General features: G+C 53.4%; 18 protein-coding genes. 10 read left to right on the forward strand and 8 right to left on the reverse strand.

Features of this window, described 5'->3' with window-relative positions; genetic code table 11:
• Window positions 1-32: 32 nt before the first annotated feature.
• The 3 genes from AAGR22_RS00695 to metJ form a co-directional block, all read right to left on the reverse strand.
• Entirely contained in the window at window positions 33-1520 is a 1488-nt protein-coding gene (locus AAGR22_RS00695; protein WP_345829730.1) for a filamentous hemagglutinin N-terminal domain-containing protein, read from the reverse strand.
• 87 nt (window positions 1521-1607) lie between these two features.
• Window positions 1608-3332: a ShlB/FhaC/HecB family hemolysin secretion/activation protein gene (locus AAGR22_RS00700; RefSeq protein WP_345829732.1), complete on the reverse strand. Its 1725-nt coding sequence runs from the start codon at window positions 3330-3332 to the stop codon at window positions 1608-1610.
• Window positions 3333-4025: 693 nt separating this feature from the next.
• Window positions 4026-4343, reverse strand: coding sequence for a met regulon transcriptional regulator MetJ (gene metJ, locus AAGR22_RS00705; RefSeq protein ID WP_067709414.1), 318 nt, complete (start codon window positions 4341-4343; stop codon window positions 4026-4028).
• Window positions 4344-4591: 248 nt separating this feature from the next.
• On the opposite strand from metJ, the gene metB reads away from it, so the two are divergent.
• The 3 genes from metB (at window position 4592) to metF (ending at window position 9480) form a co-directional block, all read left to right on the forward strand.
• Complete coding sequence (gene metB / locus AAGR22_RS00710) at window positions 4592-5752, forward strand: cystathionine gamma-synthase (RefSeq protein ID WP_345829735.1); 1161 nt, start codon at window positions 4592-4594, stop codon at window positions 5750-5752.
• Between the two features lie 2 nt (window positions 5753-5754).
• On the forward strand, window positions 5755-8184 hold the full coding sequence (locus AAGR22_RS00715; RefSeq protein WP_345829737.1) for a bifunctional aspartate kinase/homoserine dehydrogenase II: 2430 nt from the start codon (window positions 5755-5757) through the stop codon (window positions 8182-8184).
• Between the two features lie 396 nt (window positions 8185-8580).
• Window positions 8581-9480 (forward strand): methylenetetrahydrofolate reductase, encoded by a 900-nt coding sequence (metF, locus tag AAGR22_RS00720; protein ID WP_067709421.1) that lies wholly within the window; start codon window positions 8581-8583, stop codon window positions 9478-9480.
• Window positions 9481-9484: 4 nt separating this feature from the next.
• On the opposite strand, the gene ppc is transcribed toward metF, so the two are convergent.
• Both ppc and argE read right to left on the reverse strand, forming a co-directional pair.
• A complete protein-coding gene (ppc, locus tag AAGR22_RS00725; RefSeq protein ID WP_067709465.1) occupies window positions 9485-12136 on the reverse strand; it encodes a phosphoenolpyruvate carboxylase in 2652 nt (883 codons plus the stop codon).
• A 145-nt stretch (window positions 12137-12281) separates the two neighbouring features.
• Entirely contained in the window at window positions 12282-13436 is a 1155-nt protein-coding gene (gene argE, locus AAGR22_RS00730; protein WP_067709424.1) for an acetylornithine deacetylase, read from the reverse strand.
• 180 nt (window positions 13437-13616) lie between these two features.
• Between argE and argC the strand changes: the two genes are divergently transcribed.
• From argC to argH, 4 genes are all read left to right on the forward strand, one after another.
• On the forward strand, window positions 13617-14621 hold the full coding sequence (gene argC / locus AAGR22_RS00735; protein WP_345829742.1) for an N-acetyl-gamma-glutamyl-phosphate reductase: 1005 nt from the start codon (window positions 13617-13619) through the stop codon (window positions 14619-14621).
• Window positions 14622-14636: 15 nt separating this feature from the next.
• Entirely contained in the window at window positions 14637-15413 is a 777-nt protein-coding gene (argB, locus tag AAGR22_RS00740) for an acetylglutamate kinase (protein ID WP_345829743.1), read from the forward strand.
• A gap of 22 nt (window positions 15414-15435) precedes the next feature.
• Window positions 15436-16650: an argininosuccinate synthase gene (locus AAGR22_RS00745; protein ID WP_345829744.1), complete on the forward strand. Its 1215-nt coding sequence runs from the start codon at window positions 15436-15438 to the stop codon at window positions 16648-16650.
• 102 nt (window positions 16651-16752) lie between these two features.
• A complete protein-coding gene (gene argH, locus AAGR22_RS00750) occupies window positions 16753-18126 on the forward strand; it encodes an argininosuccinate lyase (protein ID WP_345829745.1) in 1374 nt (457 codons plus the stop codon).
• A 251-nt stretch (window positions 18127-18377) separates the two neighbouring features.
• Here argH and AAGR22_RS00755 read toward each other — a convergent pair whose 3' ends face one another.
• On the reverse strand, window positions 18378-19112 hold the full coding sequence (locus AAGR22_RS00755) for a glutathione peroxidase (RefSeq protein WP_345829746.1): 735 nt from the start codon (window positions 19110-19112) through the stop codon (window positions 18378-18380).
• 135 nt (window positions 19113-19247) lie between these two features.
• On the opposite strand from AAGR22_RS00755, the gene oxyR reads away from it, so the two are divergent.
• A complete protein-coding gene (gene oxyR, locus AAGR22_RS00760; protein WP_067709435.1) occupies window positions 19248-20165 on the forward strand; it encodes a DNA-binding transcriptional regulator OxyR in 918 nt (305 codons plus the stop codon).
• Here oxyR and sthA read toward each other — a convergent pair.
• Window positions 20148-21548 (reverse strand): Si-specific NAD(P)(+) transhydrogenase, encoded by a 1401-nt coding sequence (sthA, locus tag AAGR22_RS00765; protein WP_067709468.1) that lies wholly within the window; start codon window positions 21546-21548, stop codon window positions 20148-20150. The two genes, oxyR and sthA, sit on opposite strands and share 18 nt — an antisense overlap.
• Window positions 21549-21741: 193 nt before the next feature.
• Here sthA and fabR point away from each other — a divergent pair, with 193 nt between their 5' ends.
• Both fabR and AAGR22_RS00775 read left to right on the forward strand, forming a co-directional pair.
• Window positions 21742-22383 (forward strand): HTH-type transcriptional repressor FabR, encoded by a 642-nt coding sequence (fabR, locus tag AAGR22_RS00770; RefSeq protein ID WP_067709437.1) that lies wholly within the window; start codon window positions 21742-21744, stop codon window positions 22381-22383.
• A gap of 10 nt (window positions 22384-22393) precedes the next feature.
• A complete protein-coding gene (locus tag AAGR22_RS00775) occupies window positions 22394-22741 on the forward strand; it encodes a YijD family membrane protein (protein ID WP_067709439.1) in 348 nt (115 codons plus the stop codon).
• Between the two features lie 741 nt (window positions 22742-23482).
• Here the strand turns inward: AAGR22_RS00775 and trmA are convergent.
• Window positions 23483-24607: a tRNA (uridine(54)-C5)-methyltransferase TrmA gene (gene trmA, locus AAGR22_RS00780; RefSeq protein ID WP_345829748.1), complete on the reverse strand. Its 1125-nt coding sequence runs from the start codon at window positions 24605-24607 to the stop codon at window positions 23483-23485.
• Window positions 24608-24752 lie beyond the last annotated feature (145 nt).

Here is a 24752-nt window from a genome sequence, read left to right on the forward strand (position 1 = left end):
TTTGCTGACAGGGTGTTTTTTTTGGTTAAGACTTACTTTCTGGCAGTGGTCGCCGGGGCATTAAACGAGATGTTTGCTGAAGGAATGTTGCCACCAATTTGATTAATACTGGTGAGCTTCGGTGCCCTGATGATCAGATTAGTTGCAGCAAGCGTACCTTTTCCGGTGAACGGGATCAGGGAACACTTGTTATTCACCAGCGATCCACTGGTGCTCAACGCCAGCGTGTCAGCCTTAAGGGTTCCATAATTAGCAATACTGTTCTGCCCGATAATGCCCATTTTTGCGGAAGCCTGCATTGTGCCTGTATTTTCAAAAGCGTTTGAAATAACATTTATTTGCGTCCCCTTAATAGCGGTCGCATTATTAACTTTATCACTCGCAATATACACAAGGTTACCCGCATCAAGCGTTCCCTTTTTCAGCTTCACATTCTTTGTAGACGAGAGCTGAATATTTTTCCCGCTTTTTAGTGTACCGCTGTTAGTAATATTGCCAGATGAGGTGAAGAGGTTAGATATGAGCCCGCTCAGTGAGTTGTCACTCGATGAAGAACCTGCTTTCATATCAATGGTCCCAGACTGCGAACTTATGGAACCCTGATTAGTAATATCGGTCCTTGAGGCTACTGCTATATCCCCATGACTAATTATCTTACCTTGTGCATCATTAGTGAAATCGCCTGAGCTGTTGAATATAGCGACGGAAGCCGATTCTATTGTGCCAGCGTTGGTAATTTTACCATTGCTGTTGATTTGGAGTGCCTGTGCATTCAACGTTCCCTTATTGTTAACGCCTGCGCCCGTATTGGTAGAGGCCAGGAAGATCGTTCCTGCGGTAATCCCGCCCAGCGCACTTACATCTATGCCTGTTGAGGCCGCTTTAGTCATGACTTCCAGATTTCCGTTGGCGGAACTATAGATGTAATTCCCTGCCATAGCGAGGACGGAGTTGGATTTTATTTTACCATTAATTTTCAACGAGTCAGCGAGTAATGTCGTATAATCTGCAGTCATGGATTTGTTAATGGTGATATTACCTTTGGTGACTTTAAAACTGGATAATGCACCCTCCCTGTCCATCACCGGGATGCCTGTAGTAAGCGTGGTGCGGTTAGTGTTGATAAAGCTACAGCCTGAGCAGATAATACCGTTAGGGTTGGAAATAATCACATCTGCTTTAAGACCACCCACTTCAATAAATCCGTTCAGGGCACTCGATTTCTTTGAAATGACTTCGTTCAGTATCACTTTGGCTGATGAGGTAAGGTTACCATTTTTAGCAATGTTACCCTTTTCCCGAACCAGATCGACCATACTATTATTCAGAATCATGCCTTTATTGCTCACATTGAAATCTTTCCACATATTGTGAGAAAGCCCATTGCTGTCAGCATTGTTGATGTCCACAACGGTAGCCCCGCTGGTGTGTACGTAACTGGCCGGGTCTGCGCATACTGATTGTGCGAAGAGAGCGAGAGAGGTGGCCAGAAAAATCGTTTTAAATTTATAGTTTTTCATTTTATTAGTCCGTTAATTAAGAGTGCTGATATATTAATAAGTCGCGCTATAGTTTTCGTATTTTACTGTTGTTAATATGGGCGTGATTTAATACCTCCATTGCAGTGAAAAGCCGAGCATGAGTGAATCCGTATGGAAGCCATCCGGACGCGCCAGAGGTACACCGGCAAAAAGATCGAAGCCGGTATTCCATAGCCATCCACGCAGTCCAACGACGCCGCCGGCAAGCATTTTCCCTGAGTAGTTGGCACGCTCTCCTCCGCCAATACCCTGCCCAATGTCTAAACCTGCATAAGGCTGGAAAGCCCTGCCTGGTATTATCCAGCTGAGATCGTTGCGCCAGTACCAGCCCTGATTTTGCTGTAGGTTTAACTCGCCATCAAAACCGCGTACGGTCCAGCGATTACCTATAGCGAAGCGATCTAACGTTGAGAGTCTGTCTGGTGTGAGCTGTAGATTAAAATGGGGGGAATAGTTAAAGTAATGCCCCTGGAGGATAAAGTTGGTCGATGACTGAAGGTCTATTCCTACGATTCTTCCCTGCTTGTCGATCAGATCAATCTGCCTGTCCGGGGTGTTGCTACTGCCGAACCAGGGCATTTTATGCTGGTAGCTCAGGCGGGTGTTGATCGCAGTATTATTAAATTTGTACTGATTCTCTAAAATCGCTTTCCAGCCAGAATTTTTTTTATTCATGCTTTCCAGTTCTATTTCATTAAAAGCGTAGCGTGCCCCCATATTGAAGATTTGCAGTCCAAAGGTATATTTTTGACTAACCGTTTGGGAGATAAGGTAGTTCAGCTGCGCGCTGAGATAATGGTTTTTGTTATTTAACCTCCAGCTAGCCCAGTCCCCCTGCACGTGCTGCTGATAGCTGCTCTGGCTGGCATATAAGTCCAGCCACCAAAAACCCCATGGCACCGAATAGCCTACCGAACGATTATTATTCCCCTCAACCTTATGACTAAAATCAATATCGCGGCCATAAGAGAAATAGAGCATGTCGCTTAATGACGTAATATTGTTCAGGTAGAGCGTCGCCCCTCCCTGATAGCGGCCGCTGGTTGCGCTGCCGGCATCATTCACCCATGCGCCGATCTGCCAGTATTTGTCCTGTAGCCGCTGAATAAAGAGATCGCTCTCGCCTTTATTCTCGCCAGGCAGCAGTTTGATTTTTACAGATGAACCCGGGACGCGCTGTAGGTTTGCGCTTCCCTGCTCCAGTTCTCTCAGGCTGAGGATGTATCCTGTGCTAAAAGGCAGGGTGCTTGTGAGATTAATAAAGTTCGCCCCTCCCTTTTCCAGCTTTATATCACCCACTTTTCCTGCGAGGATCTCGAAGTGAAGTTTTCCTTCATTAATGTCCTGTTCTGGAAGGTTAATACGGGTAGTGATATACCCCATACGAATGATTTCATTTTGCAGCGTTCGCGCTAATAATCGAACGCCCTCAATGCCGAGACATTTCCCTTTGGCCTGCTGTGTTATCCACGAAACTTCGCCAATGTTAAGTCTTTTATCGTCCTGTGTAAGCTTTATTACACTGATATTAAAACAGTTTTCCTCTGTCGGGAACGTAATCACCTCCCTGATGAGGTTCTGTTTTTCCGAACGGGCCGATTTTGTTTCAGGTACAACGGCATCTCTCCTGGCTTTATCCTGTTCTATTGGGTTGATCGATTTATCACTGATTTGTTTTTCAATGCCTGCTTGCTGATAAATTCCAGTATCTGCTGACGCAGATCCCACTGATATTATAAAAAAGAGGGATGAAAGATGAATATAACGTAGAAGAGAAAGCATAAGTTCCATTATTTTTTCTAACTAACAATCCATTATTAAACATGATCTTATTTTTTTCGAAAACTTAAGGCAATAGTAAAAGTTTTGGTTTTTTCAGACAGAGTGGTTGGGTCCCCCCGAGAGGGAGGTTTTACGTTATCAGGGCGTGTTCTATAATTATAGAAAGGGTTGCGCGTGTGATTAACTACAAGTTTTTGATATAAATGCATTCATCACATTGATCCATATATTTATGAGTTAAGCTGAAGTGAATATCAACGTAATCATAAATGATATTAAATGAAATTAAGATTTAATCTACATCTTAAGGTGATATTTGGCTATTTTATAATGAGGATGAAATATGGGTGAGTCGTACATATAAAGACAAAAATAGATGCCTTCAGGCTTGAATATTAATGTGGAAGCGACTAATTTTGCCATCGCGGCTTTACAATTATAACTTAATGCAGAGATAACCTGCGGTGCAGGTGCCGAATTATCCGCGATCCTTCTGAGTCGGATGTGAACTTGCAGGTGTGGCTAAACGCGACTCTGACCGACAAGTTCGTCCAAGACCCAGATACCCTAAGGACAGAGGAAAAAAGAACGTGTTTTAAGGAGATATCCGGCGGACAGGTAAGCGGGCTGGGTTATCAGAAGAGCAGGCAAATCCCTCTTACAAAGGATCTGCCCGCGTCGCAGGGGAGCGTAAATGCTGGGTTAGTATTCCCAGGTGTCTGGATCAACGCCCATTTCCCGCATGATCGCTTTCGCGTCTTCCGGGATCTCATCACTGCGTTCCTTACGAAGATCAACATCATCCGGTAAAGGCTGGCCGGTGAAAGCATGTAAGAAAGCTTCACACAGCAACTCGCTGTTAGTGGCATGACGCAAGTTGTTGACCTGGCGGCGGGTACGTTCATCGGTCAGAATTTTCAGAACTTTTAACGGTATTGAGACCGTTATTTTTTTTACCTGCTCGCTCTTTTTACCGTGTTCAGCGTAAGGGCTGATATATTCGCCGTTCCATTCAGCCATGGGGTACCTTAGTCATCATTAAAATTTTTTGAAAGTGCCGAAATTCGGCTAATTATGCCCGAAGTTGGTGCCCACCACACTGCTACAAAGCAATTTTTATGCAGGCTATAACGACATAATCTTAACGGGTATTGGCGTTTTGCTCAATCTATACGCAAAGACATTTAGATGTCCAGATGTATTGACGTCTAAATATGCGCTGTTATGCTAGGCACTCTACTTATTCTCCTTTCAGGAATTTATGCACCATGACGCGTAAACAGGCAACCATCGCAGTGCGTAGCGGTTTGAATGATGATGAGCAATATGGCTGCGTTGTCCCCCCCATCCATCTTTCCAGCACCTATAACTTTACGGATTTCAATCAGCCAAGAGCCCACGACTATTCGCGTCGCGGTAATCCCACGCGGGACGTGGTTCAGCGTGCGCTGGCCGAACTGGAGGGTGGAGCCGGGGCGGTGATGACTAACACCGGCATGTCTGCCATTTTTCTGGTTTGTACCGTTTTCCTGAAACCCGGCGACCTGCTGATTGCCCCCCACGACTGTTACGGCGGCAGCTACAGGCTTTTTGACAGCCTGAGTAAGCGTGGTGCCTGGCGCGTGAAGTTTGTCGATCAGAACGACGAGGTGGCGCTAGAGGCTGCTCTGGCAGAGAAACCTAAGCTGGTACTGATAGAAAGCCCCAGCAACCCGCTGCTGCGCGTGGTCGATATCGCCGCTATTGCAAAAGCGGCGCGTGAGGCGGGTGCCGTCAGCGTGGTTGATAACACCTTCCTCAGCCCCGCACTGCAAAACCCGCTGGCGCTGGGCGCCGATCTGGTCCTTCACTCGTGTACCAAATATTTAAACGGCCACTCCGATGTTGTCGCGGGCGTGGTGATTGCCAAAGATCCGGCCCTGGTGACTGAACTGGCCTGGTGGGCCAACAATATTGGCGTCACCGGCGCGGCTTTTGACAGCTATCTGCTGCTGCGTGGGTTACGCACGCTGGCACCGCGCATGGCGGCGGCGCAGCGTAATGCGCAGGCCATCATTGACTATCTGAAACAACAACCGCTGGTTAAAAAGTTGTATCATCCATCACTGCCGGAAAACGCAGGCCATCAGATTGCGGTAAAACAGCAAAAAGGCTTTGGCGCTATGTTAAGTTTTGAGCTGGATGGCGACGAGAATACCCTGCGTACTTTCCTTAAAGCGCTAGAACTCTTTACCCTGGCAGAGTCGCTGGGCGGCGTGGAAAGCCTTATTTCCCACACCGCTACCATGACCCATGCAGGAATGTCCGCTGAGGCTCGTGCGGCAGCAGGTATTTCTGAGACGCTACTCCGCGTGTCAGTCGGTATTGAAGACCACGAAGATTTAATCGCCGATTTGGATAATGCCTTCCAGATAGCGGCCAAGAGGTAAGCATGAGTCAGTCAGCAGTGGCAGCCGGCACGCGCCAGTTGCACAAATTTGGTGGCAGCAGTCTCGCCGACGCCAGGTGTTATCAGCGAGTGGCCGGGATAATGGCTGAATACGGCTCTGCCGGGGATGTAATGGTGGTATCTGCCGCGGGCAGTACAACCAATCAGCTAATCAGCTGGCTTAAGCTGAGTCATACCGACCGACTTTCTGCTCATCAGGTACAGCAGGCCCTGCGTCGCTATCAGAGTGAGCTGATAAACGGGTTGCTCCCTCCCGAGCAGGCCGAGCCGCTGTTGAACAATTTTATTCACGATCTTGAAAAACTTGCCGGGCTGCTTGACGGAAAAATTACCGAGGCGATTTATGCCGAAGTCGTCGGGCACGGTGAAATCTGGTCTGCCCGTTTGATGGCTGCCGTTCTCAACCAGCGCGATATTGACGCCGACTGGCTGGATGCCCGTGATTTTCTTCGCGCCGAACGCGCGGCTCAGCCGCAGGTTGATGAGGGAAAATCATGGCCGCTATTGCAGCAGCTTCTGGCGCAGCACCCGCATCAAAGGCTGGTGATTACCGGGTTTATCAGTCGCAACGATGCAGGCGAAACCGTACTGCTTGGCCGTAACGGCAGCGACTATTCCGCGACCCAAATCGGCGCACTGGCTGGGGTTTCACGCGTGACCATCTGGAGCGACGTAGCCGGGGTGTACAGTGCTGACCCGCGTAAGGTGAAGGATGCCTGCCTGCTGCCGCTGCTGCGGCTTGATGAAGCCAGTGAACTGGCGCGCCTGGCGGCACCCGTTCTGCATACCCGCACGCTGCAACCCGTTTCCGCCAGCGATATTGACCTTCAATTGCGCTGTAGCTATCAGCCAGAGCAGGGGTCCACGCGGATTGAGCGGGTGCTGGCCTCAGGTACGGGCGCACGTATTGTGACCAGCCATGATGACGTGTGTCTGATTGAGTTCCAGATCCCGCCACAGCATGATTTTGCCTCGCAGTATAAAGAGATCGATCACCTGCTGAAACGCGCGCAGCTTCGTCCCCTGGCAACGGGTATTCATCCCGATCGCAATCTTATACAGCTTTGCTACACGTCTGAAGTGGTGAGCAGCGCCCTGGCACTTTTACAGGATGCCGCGATACCGGGACGCCTGCAGCTGCGTGAGGGGATGGCGCTGGTTGCGCTGGTCGGGGCTGGCGTTTGTCGTAATCCGCTGCACAGCCACCGCTTCTGGCAGGAGCTGAAGGACCAGCCCGTTGAGTTTATCTGGCAGTCGGAAGAGGGGATCAGCCTGGTTGCGGTCTTGCGCGTCGGCCCCACCGAAAATCTGATCCGCGGTCTGCATCAGTCGCTTTTCCGCGCTGAAAAGCAGGTGGGTCTGATGCTGTTTGGCAAGGGTAATATCGGCTCCCGCTGGCTGGAGCTGTTTGGCCGTGAGCAGGAGACGCTGTCGGCCCGCACGGGCTTCGAGTTTGTGCTGGCCGGTGTGGTAGATAGCCGCCGTAGCCTGCTGAATTATGACGGACTGGATGCCCGCCGCGCGCTGGCCTTTTTCGAAGATGAAGCGGTCGAGCAGGATGAGGAGTCGCTGTTTTTGTGGATGCGCGCTCATCCGTATGACGATCTGGTTGTGCTGGACGTCACCGCCAGCGAGCCGCTTGCCGAACAGTATCTGGACTTTGCCAGCCACGGCTTTCACGTTATCAGCGCCAATAAGGTCGCCGGAGCCTCAAGCAGCGACCGCTATCGTCAGATACGCGATGCGTTTGCTAAAACTGGCCGCCACTGGCTGTACAACGCCACGGTCGGCGCGGGCCTGCCCGTTAACCATACCGTGCGCGACCTGCGTGAGAGCGGCGACAGCATTCTCTCCATCAGCGGTATTTTCTCCGGCACGCTCTCATGGCTTTTTCTGCAGTATGACGGTACGGTGCCCTTTACCGATCTGGTCGATCAGGCCTGGCAGCAGGGGCTGACCGAACCCGACCCCCGGGTTGATCTGTCAGGCCAGGACGTCAGGCGCAAGCTGGTTATTCTGGCGCGTGAAGCGGGATATGACATCGAACCCGATCAGGTGCGCGTCGAATCACTGGTGCCAAAAAGCTGTGAGGATGAATCCGTTGACCATTTCTTTGAGAATGGCGAGGCGCTGAACGACCAGATGAAGCAGCGACTTGAAGCTGCCCAGGAACTGGGGCTGGTGCTACGCTATGTGGCGCGCTTTGACGCGAACGGTAAAGCCCGCGTGGGCGTGGAAGCCGTCAGGGACGATCATCCTCTCGCCTCGCTGCTGCCCTGCGATAACGTCTTCGCCATTGAAAGCCGCTGGTATCGCGATAATCCGCTGGTGATCCGTGGTCCGGGTGCAGGACGCGACGTGACCGCCGGTGCGATTCAGTCCGATATCAACAGGCTGGCGCAGCTGCTGTAAACGTCCAGAGCCAGACATTTTGTCTGGCTCTGGCCTGTTTTATAGCCTGGCTCGGGCCTGTTTACGACCTGGATCCAGGCTGTTTTACGGTCTGGCTCGGGCCTGTTTTATAGCCTGGCTCGGGCCTGTTTACGACCTGGCTCGGGCCTGTTCAGCCGTTTTATTTCTGTTTGCTCAGCGCCGTTTTTCCTGTCCCTTCAGCCGTCTCCTTACGCGCTCCTGCCTTTTTTCCGCAACGTGAATTTTCCTCAATTTTGGTGAGAATTTGTCACGGCCAAAATCCCTTTATCTGTTGACGAAATAGCCAGTTTGATTCAATTTGAATGTCTGGACGTCTAAACGTATGGATGTTCAACCGGGCGATTCATTCATCAGCAGCGATCGAAGAGGTAAGCCATGAGCTTTTTCCACGCCAATCAGCGCGAGGCGCTGAACCAGAGTCTGGCCGAGATAAACGGGAAAATTAACGTCTCTTTTGAGTTTTTCCCGCCGCGCACCAGTGAAATGGAAGAGACGTTGTGGAGCTCAATCGATCGCCTGAGCAGCCTGAAACCTAAGTTTGTGTCCGTGACCTACGGCGCAAACTCCGGTGAACGTGACCGTACCCATAGCATTATCAAAGGGATTAAGGACCGCACCGGGCTGGAGGCCGCGCCGCATCTCACCTGCGTTGATGCAAGCCGTGCCGACCTGCGCGCCATCGCCGAGGATTACTGGAATAACGGCATTCGTCATATCGTCGCTCTGCGCGGCGACCTTCCGCCCGGCGGCGGCAAGCCGGAAATGTACGGCGCCGATCTGGTCGGGCTCCTCAGGGAGGTGGGGGATTTCGATATTTCTGTTGCGGCCTATCCGGAGGTGCACCCGGAAGCGAAAAGCGCGCAGGCGGATCTGATTAACCTGAAGCGCAAAATAGAGGCCGGTGCGAATAGTGCCATCACGCAGTTTTTCTTTGATGTGGAAAGCTATCTGCGCTTTCGCGATCGCTGCGCCGCAGCCGGTATAGACGTGGAGATTGTGCCGGGCATCCTGCCGGTCTCGAACTTTAAGCAGCTACAGCGTTTTGCGGCCATGACCAACGTGCGCGTGCCGGGCTGGATGACCCGCATGTTTGAAGGGCTGGATGACGATCCCGAAACGCGCAAAATGGTCGGTGCCAACGTGGCTATGGATATGGTTAAAATCCTCAGCCACGAAGGGGTGAAAGACTTCCATTTCTACACGCTGAATCGTGCGGAAATGAGCTACGCCATCTGCCATACGCTCGGGGTTCGCCCGGCGCTGGCAGCGGTCTGAAGCTTTAACCGGTATTGCGCATTCCCGCCGCAACGCCGGCAATGGTCACCATCAGCGCCTGCTCGACGCGCGCATCCGGTTCCTGACCGAGTTCTTCCTGCTGACGTGAACGATGAAGTAGCTCGGCCTGTAGCACATTAAGCGGATCGGTATAGACGTTACGCAGCGCAATCGACTCAGCAATCCACGGCTGGTCGGCCATCAGGTGCGCGTCGTTGGCAATGGTGAGAATGGTTTTAATATCGGCATCAAGCTGTTCGCGCAGCTGTTTACCCAATGGCCAGAGCGATGCGGTGACCAGACGCTGATCGTAATACTCCGCCAGCCACAGGTCAGCCTTAGAAAATACCATCTCCAGCATTCCCAGCCGGGTCGAGAAGAACGGCCAGTCGCGGCACATCGCTTCCAGCTGATCCTGATTACCGGCCTCCATCGCTTTCTGTAACGCAGCACCTGCGCCCAGCCAGGCGGGCAGCATCAGGCGGTTCTGCGTCCAGGCAAAAATCCATGGGATCGCGCGGAGTGATTCGACGCCGCCGGTAGGACGGCGCTTCGCCGGACGGGAGCCCAGCGGCAGCTTGCCCAGTTCCTGCTCAGGGGTAGCCTGGCGGAAGTAGGGGACGAAGTCCTCATTTTGACGTACATAGCCCCGATACATGGAACAGGAGTCGGCGGAGAGCTGGTCCATAATATCGCGCCATTTGGGCTCCGGCTCCGGCGGCGGCATCAGGTTAGCCTCCAGAATGGCACCGGTATAGAGAGAAAGGCTGCTAATGGTGACTTCCGGCAGGCCGTATTTAAAGCGAATCATTTCGCCCTGTTCCGTTACGCGCAGGCCGCCTTTCAGGCTGCCAGGGGGCTGGGAGAGCAGCGCAGCGTGAGCCGGAGCGCCGCCGCGGCCAATGGTGCCGCCGCGTCCGTGGAACAGCGTCAGGGCAATACCGGCTTTTTCACAGGTTTTGATCAGCGCATCCTGCGCCTGATACTGCGCCCAGCTTGCCGCCATGACACCGGCATCTTTCGCCGAGTCAGAGTAACCGATCATCACCATCTGCCTGCCCTGAATAAAGCCGCGATACCAGTCGATGCTGAGTAGCTGGCTCATCACGTCGTTGGCATTATTCAGGTCATCGAGCGTTTCAAACAGCGGTGCTACCGGCATTGCAAACGGGATGCCCGCTTCTTTCAGCAGCAGATGGACGGCCAGCACGTCAGACGGCGTTTTCGCCATCGAAATCACGTAGGCGGCAATAGAGCCTTTCGGCGCTTCGGCGGCGACGCGGCAGGTATCCAGCACTTCGCGGGTCTCGTCGCCAGGCGCCCAGTTACGCGGCAGCAGCGGGCGTTTGGAGTTGAGCTCGCGGATCAAAAAGGCCTGCTTGTCAGCCTCAGACCAGCTTTCATAATCCCCCAGGCCCAGATAACGGGTGATTTCCGCAATCGCTTCGGTGTGGCGGGTGCTTTCCTGACGGATATCGATACGCACCAGCGGCACGCCGAAACATTTCACGCGGCGTAGCGTATCCAGCAGCTGTCCATTGGCGATAATACCCATACCGCATGCCTGGAGCGATTGATAGCAGGTATAAAGCGGGTCCCATAGCTGCTCGTTGGCGATCAGCAGGTCGGCAGGGCGCGGCGGCTCTTCACCCTTCAGACGCCGTTCCAGCCACTCCTGGGTGCTCATCAGCTGGCCGCGCAGCTTTTTCATGATTTCGCGATAGGGTTCAAGCGCCTCAGGATTGCCGCACAGGGTACGGACCTCCGGCGAGCACTCGGACATCGACAGCTCAGAAACCAGCACTGCGATATCGCGCAGGAACAGGTCGGTGGCTTTCCAGCGGCTGAGTAGCAACACGTGGCGGGTAATATCTGCGGTGACGTTAGGGTTACCGTCGCGGTCGCCGCCCATCCATGAGGTAAACTGCACCGGAACGAAGTCCACCGGTAGCCTGACGCCGAAGGAGGCTTCCACCTGTTCGTTCAGCTCGCGCAGGAAGTGGGGAACGCCCTCCCACAGGCTGTTCTCGACCACCGCGAAGCCCCATTTCGCCTCATCCACCGGGGAGGGACGATATTTTCGGATCTCATCGGTATGCCAGGCCTGCGCGACCAGCTGGCGCAGACGACGCATAATCTGTGCGCGGTCATAATCGGATAAATCGTTATGATCCAGCTGTTTCAGACAGCTGTTGACCTCCACCAGCTTATGAATCAGGGTGCGGCGGGTAATTTCCGTTGGATGTGCGGTAAGCACCAGCTCCAGCGACAGGGATTCTATGGCTTCACGAATGGCGGCATCGGTCAGGTCGGGCTGCTGTTTGAGGCGATCGAAGACCTTTGCCAGCATCTCCGGGTGATTAGCCCCTTCGCCCTGCGGGGAGATGGTGTGATATTGCTCGGCAACGTTGGTTAAATTCAAAAACTGACTGAAGGCGCGGGCGACGGGCAGCAATTCATCATTAGAGAGGTTTTGCAGCGTGGAAAGCAGCTCCTGGCGGTGGGCATCATTGCCCGCACGTGATGACTTTGAGAGCTTACGGATAGTTTCCACCCGTTCAAGGATGTTTTCGCCCAGCGCATCCTTAATGGTATCGCCGAGCAGTTTGCCGAGCATACTGACATTACTTCGCATTGCGGAATATTGTTCGTTCATATCACCCCTGACGCCCTTCTGGTTTTTGTCATTATCTTTCACCGTTGCCGGCATAACGTTGATGTTTATCTAGCCACGTTCGCTGCCATTCGTCAATTGACTTAAAAATGTCCTGTGATGGCTAAATAACAGGAATTTATGGGTTTTATTGCGGATGGCAGAAATGCTGCACTACCTGAGCAATCAGCTCCCGGGTTGGCTTGATAAAGGCGGTATCAATATATTCATCCGGCTGATGTGCCTGATTGATAGAGCCAGGCCCCAGAACCAGCGTCGGGCATATTTCCTGAATAAACGGCGCTTCTGTACAGTAGTTGACCACTTCCGTTTCCGTCCCCAGCAGTTTTTCCACCACCTGAACCAGCTGATGCTCGCGTGGGCATTCGTATCCCGGAATAGGAGGGTGCAGTTCACTTACCGTTACCCGACCAGGCCAGCGCTCGCTCACGGGTGCCAGGGCTTCATTGAGCAGTCCGTCAAGCTCCTTCAGCGACAGGCCAGGCAGCGGGCGGATATCCATATGCAGTTCGCAGCAGGCGCAGATACGGTTTGCCGCATCGCCGCCGTTGATATGGCCAAAGTTCATGGTCGGATAGGGGATAGCGAAACCGTCATGATGGTAGCGCGCCTTGAGCGTCTTACGCAGGCCCATCAGGTGGGTAATGGACTCATGCATCAGTTCAATCGCATTGACGCCGCGTGCGGGATCGCTCGAGTGGCCTGACTGTCCCTGAATGCGAATCGCCTGGGAGAGATGGCCCTTGTGGGCGCGCACCGGCTTCAGCGAGGTTGGCTCGCCGATAATTGCGCAGTCAGGGCGGATCGCGGTGGTTTCCGAGAAGTATTTCGCGCCAGCCATGGTGGTTTCTTCATCCGCCGTCGCCAGGATATAGAGCGGTTTTTCCAGCGTGTTGAGATCAATGTCGCGCAGCGCATCTAAAATGAAAGCAAAGAAGCCTTTCATATCGGCGGTTCCCAGTCCGTACAGCTTATTGTCGTGTTCGGTCAGGGTGAAGGGATCGCGGGTCCAGCGGCCATCGTCAAAGGGAACGGTGTCGGTATGGCCCGCTAACAGCAGGCCGCCCGCGCCGCTGCCGGTTTTTGCCAGCATATTGAATTTGTGACGCGTACCGGGAACGGGCTGGACCTCCACGCTGAAGCCCAGATCCCGGAACCAGCCCGCGAGCAAACTGATTAAAGTTTCATTACTCTGATCGATGGCGATATCGGTTGCGCTGATGGAGGGGGTGGCAATCAACTCGCGGTAAAGCTCGATAAAAGGCGGTAATTTTGTCTTCACTGTTGACAGTCCTTGCGTTAGGATAGTATCAATATTCATGCAGTATTAGTGAATAAAAATACATTAATGGCGTGCGGATGGAAACCGATTAATCTTCCCTGTCCTGCGCCGATCGCCTGGGAATACAGTGGAAGGCCGCTGCAGCCCGGAATTTTCTGACCAGGAAAAGGTGTCAGTCTGATGTTGAATACGTTGATTGTGGGTGCCAGTGGCTATGCTGGCGTTGAGCTGGTGACGTATCTGAACCGTCACCCCCAGGTGAACATAACCGCTTTAGCGGTTTCAGCGCAAAGCCCCGACGCAGGAAAATTGCTTTCTGAGCTTCATCCACAGCTGAAAGGCATCGTCGATTTGCCGCTACAGCCGATGAGCCGGCCAGAGGAGTTTGCTGATAAGGTCGACGTGGTTTTTCTTGCCACCGCCCATGAAGTCAGCCACGACCTTGCGCCAGCCTTTCTGGCGGCGGGCTGCGTGGTGTTCGATCTCTCGGGTGCCTTCCGCGTCAACGATCAGAGCTTTTACAGCCGTTATTACGGCTTTGCCCATCAGCAGCAGACGTGGCTGGATAAAGCCGTCTATGGGCTGGCAGAGTGGCAGCATAACAGCATTAAAGAGGCCCAGCTGATCGCCGTACCGGGCTGCTACCCGACGGCGGCGCAGCTGGCGTTGAAGCCGCTGGTGGAAGCCGGTCTGCTCAACGACGCCCAGTGGCCAGTGATCAATGCCACCAGCGGCGTCAGCGGTGCCGGGCGTAAAGCGTCCGTCAGTACCAGCTTCTGCGAAGTCAGCCTGCAGCCCTATGGCCTGTTCAATCATCGTCATCACCCTGAAATCACCGCCCATCTTGGGATCCCGGTGATCTTCACCCCGCATCTGGGCAATTTCCCACGCGGCATTCTGGCGACCATTACCTGCCGTCTGAAAGCGGGCATCAGCGCTGAGGATGTGGCTGAGGCGTTTCATAACGCCTACCACGATAAGCCGCTGGTACGGCTGTACGATAAAGGCGTACCGTCTATTAAAGGGGTCGCCGGGCTGCCGTTCTGTGATATCGGTTTTGCCGTGCAGGGTGAGCATCTGATCGTGGTAGCGGCAGAGGATAACCTGCTCAAAGGCGCCTCTTCCCAGGCGGTGCAGTGCCTGAATATTCGTTTCGGTTTCCCGGAAACAGAGTCACTTATTTAATCAGCGAGTAGCGAAATGACGAATCCTCTTATTATCAAACTCGGTGGCGTACTGCTGGACAGTGAAGAAGCGCTGGAAAAACTCTTCTCTGCGCTGGTGAGCTGGCGTGAATCGCATCAGCGTCCGTTGCTTATCGTGCACGGTGGCGGCTGTCTGGTGGATGAGCTGATGAAAAAGCTCTCTCTGCCGGTGCAAAAGAAAAACGGGCTGCGCGTCACGCCTGCCGATCAGATCGACATCATTACCGGTGCGCTGGCCGGCACCGCAAATAAAACCCTGCTGGCCTGGTCGAAGAAACACGGTATTGACGCCGTTGGCCTCTGCCTGGCCGACGGCGGTATCGTGGAGGTTGAACAGTTCGACCCGCAGCTGGGCCACGTGGGGCAGGCGGCGCCCGGTTCGCCTAAGCTCATTACAACGCTGCTGACCGCGGGTTATCTGCCGGTTATCAGCTCCATCGGCATTACCCAGCAGGGTGAGCTAATGAACGTTAACGCTGACCAGGCGGCAACGGCTCTGGCCGCGACCCTGGGAGCGGACCTGATCCTGCTGTCTGACGTGAGCGGTATTCTTGACGGCAAAGGCCAGCGTATTGAAGAGATGACGGCGGCGAAGGCCGAAGCGCTGATCGCCCAGGGGATCATCACCGACGGCATGGTCGTCAAAGTAAATGCCGCGCTGGATGCCGCCCGCACGCTGGGGCGTCCGGTGGATATTGCCAGCTGGCGTCATGCAGAACAGCTGCAAAACCTCTTTAACGGCGTGTCAATTGGCACCCGGATCCTCGCTTAACAGAATGTTCAAGGAAAAGACAATGCAAGATAAGAGCATAAAAAAAATCGTTCTGGCTTACTCCGGTGGTCTGGATACCTCTGCCATTATTCCATGGCTGAAAGAGAACTATGGCGGCTGTGAAGTCGTGGCCTTTGTTGCGGATATCGGCCAGGAGCGTGGCGATCTGGAAGGCGTTGAGCAGAAGGCTATCCAGTCGGGTGCCTCTGAGTGCCACGTGGTTGACCTGCGCGAAGCCTTTATCAGCGACTACGTTTACCCCGTGTTGCAGACCGGCGCCCTGTATGAAGGTACCTATCTGCTAGGCACCTCAATGGCCAGACCTATCATCGCCAAAGCCCAGGTTGAGCTGGCGCTGAAAGTGGGTGCGGATGCGCTGTGTCACGGCGCAACCGGTAAAGGCAACGACCAGGTGCGCTTTGAAACCACCTACACCGCGCTGGCTCCCCAGCTTGCCGTCGTTGCGCCATGGCGCGAGTGGAACCTGCGTTCCCGTGAAGCGCTGCTGGACTATCTGAAGGAGCGCAACATTCCGACCACGGCCTCGCTGGAAAAGATCTACAGCCGTGACGAGAACGCCTGGCACATCTCTACCGAAGGTGGCGTATTGGAAAGCCCGTGGAACGCGCCAAATAAAGATTGCTGGGTATGGACAGTCGACCCGCTGGAAGCGCCGGACCAGCCCGAGCAGGTCACCGTTTCCGTTGAGAAAGGGCGCGTGGTTGCGGTTAACGGCGAGGCACTCAGCCCGTACAAGTGTCTGGAAAAGCTGAACGTGCTGGGTGCTAAGCATGGTGTAGGCCGTATTGATATCGTAGAAAACCGTCTGGTCGGCATTAAGTCGCGCGGCTGCTATGAAACGCCCGGTGGCACCATTATGGTGAATGCGCTTCGCGCCGTTGAGCAACTGGTATTAGATCGCGATAGCTTTAAGTGGCGCGAGCAGCTGGGGCTTGAGATGTCCTACGTGGTTTACGATGGCCGCTGGTTTGCGCCGCTGCGTAAGTCTATCCAGGCCTCCGCTGAGGCACTGGCGGAAGAGGTAAATGGCGAAGTAGTCCTGCAGCTGTACAAGGGGCAGGTGACGGCGATTCAGAAGAAATCCGCCAATAGCCTCTACTCTGAAGAGTTTGCTACCTTCGGCGAAGATGAGGTCTACGACCATCGTCACGCGGGTGGGTTTATCCGGCTGTTCTCACTTTCTTCACGTATTCGCGCGCTGAACGAAAAAAAATAGGTATTCGGATTGCCGGTACGCACAGGCATTGGGGACGGATAAAGTCCGTTCCCCCTACCGGCATCAGTGACAACGACTTAACGAATTAAAGGGAGCACTGACATGGCACTTTGGGGTGGACGGTTTACACAGGCAGCGGATCAACGCTTTAAGCTGTTTAACGACTCGCTGCGCTTTGACTATCGTCTGGCAGAACAGGACATTGTGGGATCCATTGCCTGGTCCAAAGCGCTGGTAACGGTCAATGTTCTGACGTCGGAAGAGCAGCAGCAGCTGGAGAGTGCACTGACCGTGCTGCTGGAAGAGGTGCGGGCTAACCCGCAGCAGATCCTGGAAAGTGATGCGGAAGATATTCACAGCTACGTGGAAAGCCGCCTGATTGACAAAGTGGGGGCGCTGGGTAAAAAACTGCATACGGGCCGCAGCCGCAACGATCAGGTTGCCACCGATCTCAAGCTGTGGTGCAAAGCTCAGGTGAATGAGCTGCTGATGGCGACCCGACAGCTCCAGCAGGCCCTGCTCACCACCGCTGAGGCTAATCAGGACGCGGTAATGCCCGGCTACACGCATCTTCAGCGTGCGCAGCCCGTCACCTTTGCCCACTGGTGTCTGGCCTACGTCGAGATGCTGGCGCGTGACGAGAGCCGCCTGCAGGACACCCTGAAGCGTCTGGACGTCAGCCCGCTGGGCTGTGGCGCGCTGGCGGGCACGGCCTACGAAATCGACCGTGAACAGCTGGCCGGTTGGTTAGGCTTTGCCTCCGCCACGCGTAACAGCCTGGATACGGTATCTGACCGCGATCACGTGCTGGAACTGCTCTCTGACGCTTCCATCGGCATGGTTCACCTGTCGCGCTTTGCTGAAGATCTCATCTTCTTCAATACCGGTGAGTCCGGCTTTGTTGAGCTGTCAGACAAAGTGACGTCCGGCTCTTCCCTGATGCCGCAGAAGAAAAACCCGGATGCACTCGAGCTGATACGGGGTAAGTGTGGCCGCGTGCAGGGTGCGCTGACGGCGATGACCATGACGCTGAAAGGGTTGCCGCTGGCCTATAACAAGGATATGCAGGAAGATAAAGAGGGGCTGTTCGACGCGCTGGATACCTGGTCAGACTGCCTGCATATGGCCGCGCTGGTGCTGGATGGCATTCAGGTGAAGCGTCCACGCTGTCAGGAAGCGGCCGAGCAGGGCTATGCCAACGCCACCGAACTGGCGGACTACCTGGTGGCAAAAGGTGTCCCTTTCCGCGAGGCGCACCATATTGTCGGCGAGGTAGTGGTGGTCGCCATCACGCAGGGCGTGGCGCTGGAGGCACTGCCGCTTTCTGATCTCCAGGCATTCAGCAGCGTCATTGCAGCGGATGTTTACCCGATTTTGTCGCTGCAATCCTGTCTTGATAAACGTAATGCGAAGGGGGGCGTTTCACCTCATCAGGTTTCGCTCGCCATCACTGATGCGAAAAATCGGCTGCGGTAGCGGCCTGGCGTCTTATTTTCTGTAGCCGGTGACGGCATACTGGCGTAATGCAATGATTCCGCCTTCCCATAATCCGGGAATTTAAAAAGGGATAAGATCGACGTGCATTAACGTTAAGTGAAATGTCTGACGTGCCTGGGAGCGCCACCATCGCCGATATCGAAGGGGCTACCTGCTCAATTATGGGAGCCGCGGTAAAGATACCGCGGCTTCTGCCGGTACGATTTAAGGCTTATTGGCTTAGATCAGAATCAATGACCCAGCATATACTTTTCTAAATCGTCGCTGCCACCAATGTGGCGTCCACCGATAAAGACCTGTGGCACCGTGGCCCGACCGGTCATCGCGCGCAGGCTGACCGTGGTGGCATCCTGGCCCAGCACGATTTCTTCATACTGAATACCGCGGTCCAGCAGCATCTGCTTCGCTTTTGCGCAGAATGAGCAGCCTGGCTTGGTGAACAGCGATACCGATTCCTGCACTTTGAATTCCGGTGCCAGATAACGCAGCATGGTGTCCGCATCTGACACTTCGAACGGGTCGCCCGGCTTGTTCGGCTCAATAAACATTTTTTCAACGACGCCATTGCGCACCAGCATTGAGTAACGCCATGAGCGAGGACCGAAACCCAGGTCGGCTTTCTCAACCAGCTGGTCCATACCGCGGGTAAACTCACCGTTACCGTCTGGAATAAAAGTGATGTTTTCTGCGTGCTGATCGACTTTCCAGGCATTCATCACGAAGGTGTCGTTGACTGAAACGCACAGAATATTGTCGACGCCGTGCTTTTTGAATACGTCTGACAGCTCGTTATAGCGTGGCAAGTGGCTTGACGAGCACGTCGGGGTAAAGGCACCCGGCAGTGAAAACACGATGACAGTTTTATCTTTAAACAGCTCGTCAGTCGTGACGTCGACCCATTGGTCGCCCTGGCGTGTGTGGAAAGTGACCTGTGGGACTGACTTACCTTCCTGACTTGCGAACATAAACTACCTCATCAATGGGGGTAAAATTGATTCAAATCTCGAACGGGCGACATTATTACTTTTAAGGCTTGATAGGGATAATCGTTGATTGCTATTCTATCTATCGCCACGGACTATCGTGGCCCGGAGGATAAGATGAATATTCGCGATCTTGAATACCTTGTAGCGCTGGCGGAACACCGCCATTTTCGTCGTGCTGCGGATGCATGCCACGTGAGTCAGCCCACCCTCAGCGGTCAAATCCGCAAGCTTGAGGACGAGCTGGGTGTAATGCTTCTGGAGCGAACCAGCCGTAAAGTCCTGTTCACTCAGTCTGGATTGCTGCTGGTGGACCAGGCACGTACCGTACTGCGGGAAGTTAAGGTGCTAAAGGAGATGGCAAGCCAGCAGGGCGATGCCATGTCCGGGCCGCTGCACATTGGACTGATCCCAACTGTAGGCCCTTATCTGCTGCCGCAGATCATCCCTACGCTGCACAAAACGTTCCCTAAACTTGAAATGTATCTGCATGAAGCGCAGACGCAGCAGCTGCTGGCGCAGCTCGACAGCGGTAAACTGGATTGTGCCATTCTGGCGCTGGTGAAAGAGTCTGAAGCCTTTATCGAAGTGCCCCTGTTCGATGAACCCATGAAGCTGGCTATTTACCAGGACCACCCGTGGCATGACCGCGATCGCGTGCCAATGTCCGATCTGGCGGGTGAAAAGCTGCTGATGCTGGAAGACGGGCACTGCCTGCGTGACCAGGCAATGGGCTTTTGTTTCCAGGCCGGGGCGGATGAAGATACGCATTTTCGCGCGACCAGCCTCGAAACGCTGCGCAACATGGTCGCGGCAGGAAGCGGCATAACGCTACTGCCCGCACTGGCCGTGCCGAAAGAACGCGTGCGCGATGGCGTCTGCTATCTGCCCTGTTACAAACCGGAGCCGCAGCGCACCATTGCGCTGGTGTATCGGCCGGGTTCACCGCTGCGCAGCCGCTATGAGCAGCTGGCAGAGGAGATCCGTACGCATATGCAGGGCTACCTGGGCAGCGCGTTAAAACAGGCGGTTTAGGCCGTTTAACGCCGCCACGCGATATGCCTCAGCCATGGTGGGGTAGTTAAAGGTGGTATTCACGAAGTACTCTATCGTGTTGCCACCGTTCTTCTGCTCCATAATGGCCTGGCCGATATGAATAATCTCGGCCGCGCGTTCACCAAAGCAGTGGATCCCAAGGATCTCTTTAGTTTCGCGGTGGAAGAGAATCTTCAAACTCCCGACGTTCATCCCCACAATTTGCGCGCGAGCCAGATGCTTAAACTGCGCACGACCCACCTCGTAAGGCACCTTCAGCGCCGTGAGCTGCTGCTCGGTTTTCCCCACGGAGCTGATTTCAGGAATGGTATAAATTCCCGTTGGGATATCCTCAATCAGATGCGCGTTGGCCTCACCCTTAATCAGCGCCTGTGCGGCAATACGTCCCTGATCGTAGGCTGCTGAGGCGAGGCTTGGATACCCAATGACATCGCCCACCGCGTAAATATGCGGCTGTGCGGTCTGATACATGCTGTTGACCTTTAGCAGGCCCCGCCCATCCGCTTCCAGGCCTACATTTTCCAGGGAGAGTGAATCGGTGTTACCCGTACGGCCATTAGCGTACAGCAGGCAATCGGCCTTCACTTTCTTGCCCGACTTCAGGTGCATAATCACGCCATCGCTGGTCCCCTCAATCTTCTCAAACTCCTCGTTGTGGCGAATCACCACGCCATTGTTCCAGAAGTGATAAGAGAGCGAGTCAGAAATCTCCTGATCGAGAAAGGCCAGCAGATGATCGCGGGTATTGATCAGATCGACCTTCACGTTCAACCCACGGAAGATTGAAGCGTATTCACACCCTATGACTCCGGCACCATAAATAATGACGTGGCCCGGCTCATGGTGCAGATTGAGGATAGAGTCGCTGTCGTAAATGCGCGGATGGGTAAAGTCGACGTCGACCGGGTGATAAGGTCGCGAGCCACAGGCAATAACAAATTTCTCTGCGGTAAGGCGTTCGACCGTACCGTCGTGGGTCTGAATTTCAATCGTATTGGCATCAAGAAAGCGTGCATCACCCTGGTACAGCTCACAGCGGTTTCGCTCATAGAATCCCTGACGCATACGCGTTTGCTGACTTATCACGTTTTCTGTGTGATTCAGGATATCGGCAAAAGAAGAGCGAAGCAGGCGGGTATGATCGCTGTAAAGCGGGTTTTGATTGAACTCAATGATGCGGCTAACGGCGTGGCGCAGGGCCTTGGAGGGGATCGTTCCCCAGTGCGTGCAGCCGCCGCCAATATTGTGATAACGCTCAATGACTGCGATCTTTGCGCCCTGTTTGACCAGGCCCATCGCGGCACCCTCGCCGCCGGGACCTGAACCAATAACGATGGCATCATAATCATAAGACTGTTGCATACTGATACGTCCTATATTTTTATACAATTTTTCAACGATATTCTAACATCCTGACGGCCACTTCCCAATTCTAACCGCTAATTTTGCCATCATTTGACAAAGCGTTGAGTTAACAGGCGATAACAAAGTTGATGCAACTGTACGCTGAAATTTTTGTTATAGTGCCAGCCTGGCAGGTAAAACAGGCATAGATATGGGCGTCAGAGCACAGCAAAAAGAACGAACACGTCGTTCGCTGATTGAGGCGGCATTTAGCCAGCTCAGCGCCGAGCGAAGCTTTGCCAGCCTCAGCCTGCGGGAGGTTGCCCGGGAAGCGGGTATTGCTCCTACCTCATTCTATCGTCACTTTCGTGACGTTGATGAGCTTGGCTTAACCATGGTCGACGAGAGTGGACTGATGCTGCGCCAGCTAATGCGTCAGGCGCGTCAGCGTATCGCCAAGGGCGGCAGCGTGATCCGCACGTCCGTCTCTACCTTTATGGAATTCATCGGTAATAATCCCAATGCTTTCCGTCTGCTTTTACGGGAACGGTCAGGCACATCGTCGGCCTTCCGCGCGGCTGTTGCGCGCGAGATCCAGCATTTTATTGCCGAACTGGCGGACTACCTCGAACTCGAGAACCGTATGCCGCGCAGTTTCACCGAGGCGCAGGCCGAGGCAATGGTGATTATAGTCTTTAACGCCGGAGCCGAGGCGTTGGATATTGATATTGAACAACGCCGTCAGCTTGAAGAGAGGCTGGTGCTTCAGCTGCGAATGATTTCGAAGGGCGCTTATTACTGGTATCGACGTGAACAGGAGAAGCTGGCGGTGACGCTTGAATCTCATGGTTAAGGAGAGTGATATGAGTTTACCTACAGGTCGGGACAGAGGCACGCTGTTGCTGGCATTTCTCAGCGGTCTTGCGATCAACGGAACGTTTTCGGTGTTATTCAGTTCCCTGGTGCCGTTCTCAATTTTCCCGCTTATTACGCTGGGGCTGTCCGCCTGGTGCCTGCACCATCGCTATTTGAACCGATCCATGCCGGACGGAATGCCACCGCTTGCCGCCGGTTTTTTTCTGTTAGGTATTCTGCTTTACAGCGCTATCGTTCGCGCAGAATATCCTGCTATTGGTTCAAACTTCATTCCAACCGTTCTGATGGTTGCGCTGGTATTCTGGCTTGTGTTAAGACTCAAACGAAATCGTTAGAGAGATAATATCTTTCTGTTTGTCGGATATTTATTTGCTGTTTATCCGGTGCGGGACTTTACAGGTCATTATAATCTAAAGTCAATGTCGCTGAAATAAAGGTCTGACAGCTTAATTTTGCATGGAGAGCAAAATAATGATGGATGAGGATGAAGTTCCTTTTACCCGGCTTACCCCAGGGTTACGTATTATCTGTATCCTGACGATATTCCTGCTTGTCGCCTCCGCCCTTGGAGAAACGATAATGTTTTTATACAGCTGGTTTTTTGATGAGGCATATAGTCAGTTAGTTAGTCCAGGGTTATATCTCATATTATACCGTTCTTGAGGAGTATACTATCCCCACCCGGGGCTATGTTTATCTGGGAATCTTCCTTTTAGACTGCCTGAATCAGCTACCCTACTACGCGGCCATGTTCTGTGCTGCTTTCCTCTTTCTCAACTTTTATAAGGGTAAAGTCTGGTGGTATGGTAATGTCGTTCTGCTGCGCAGTGTGGCGATTTTACTCATTGTGGACGGTGTCTCACCCTATATACTTTCTCCGCTACAGGTTATTTGAGGAAAATGAATATATTTTAAAGAAGGGCAGTCAACGTAAAACGTAATATAAGACTGACGACACTATCACTCTTTCCGGCTTTCCATCTTTTTTGTGGAGGCCTTACGAAAAAATAATTTTTTGAACCAGGCGTAAAGATTATAAATGCCGCTCTCTCAATGAGATTACGCCTGGCTTTCGCTTATCGTTCTACAGATGCGTTATTTTTTCGCGCGGTTAGCAGTACGCCACACTCCATATGGTGGGTGTAGGGGAACTGATCGAACAGCGCCAGACGCGTCACCTCATGCGTTTTCGACAGCACGGCCAGATTTTCGCAAAGCGTCTGTGGATTGCAGGAAATATAGAGGATGTGTGGATAAGCCTGCACCATTTTCACCGTATCCTCATCTAAGCCGCTGCGAGGGGGATCGACAAAAATCGTCTCGCATTCGTAGCCCGTCAGATCTATTCCCTCCAGCCGACGGAATTCACGCGTACCCTTCATGGCCTGGGTAAATTCCTCAGCCGACATGCGTATAATCTGCACGTTTTCAATCTGGTTCACGGCAATGTTGTACTGTGCTGAAGCGACGGAGGGTTTTGCAATTTCTGTTGCCAGCACGCGCCTGAAGTTACGCGCCAGCGCCAGCGAAAAGTTGCCGTTACCACAATACAGCTCCAGCAAATCACCCCGGGCATTCTTTGTGACTTCCAGCGCCCATTCCAGCATCTGAATATTCATCGCGGCATTCGGCTGGGTAAAGCTATTTTCAACCTGCCGATAGACAATATCCTTTCCGGCCACCGGCAGACACTCATCGACGAAATCACGATCCAGACAGATTTTTGTTCGGGTGGCACGGCCTATCAGCTGCAGATCGAAGCCTTCTGACCGCAGGCTGTCACGCAGTTCAGCGGCGGCCTGCTGCCATTCGTCGGTTAGCTTACGATGATAAAGCATCGACACGACAATCTGGTTGCTCATTGTCGACAGATAATCAAGCTGGAACAGCTTATAGCGCAGTACTTTGTTATCGCGCAGCGCTTCAATCAGCCTGGGCATCAGATCGTTGATTATCTGGCTGGCGGCGGGAAAGCTATCTACGCGAATGCGCTGGCGCGTCTGCTGATCGAAAATGATGTGATAAAGGTCATCCCCCTCGTGCCAGATACGAAATTCCGCGCGCATCCTGTAATGGCTGACCGGCGAACGAAAAACTTCGACATCCATAGCGGTGAAAGGCGTCATCAGCGTCTTCAGACGGCTGACCTTCTCTTCAAGTTGGGCATCATAGTGTTCTGTCGGCAGCTTTTCGGGCGTCATGGTATTTCCTGAGTTAATGGAGCTTTATTGCCCGGCGATTGTAGGGATTCGCCACTCAATGTCCAGCATTGCGCGCCATGCTGCTAATTCAGGCTTGTGAGTCATGGATCTCGACTAGTTTTGAACATAAGATGCGCATTCTGGT

The sequence above is a fragment of the Erwinia sp. HDF1-3R genome (assembly GCF_039621855.1).
In the GTDB taxonomy this organism is placed as follows: domain Bacteria; phylum Pseudomonadota; class Gammaproteobacteria; order Enterobacterales; family Enterobacteriaceae; genus Erwinia.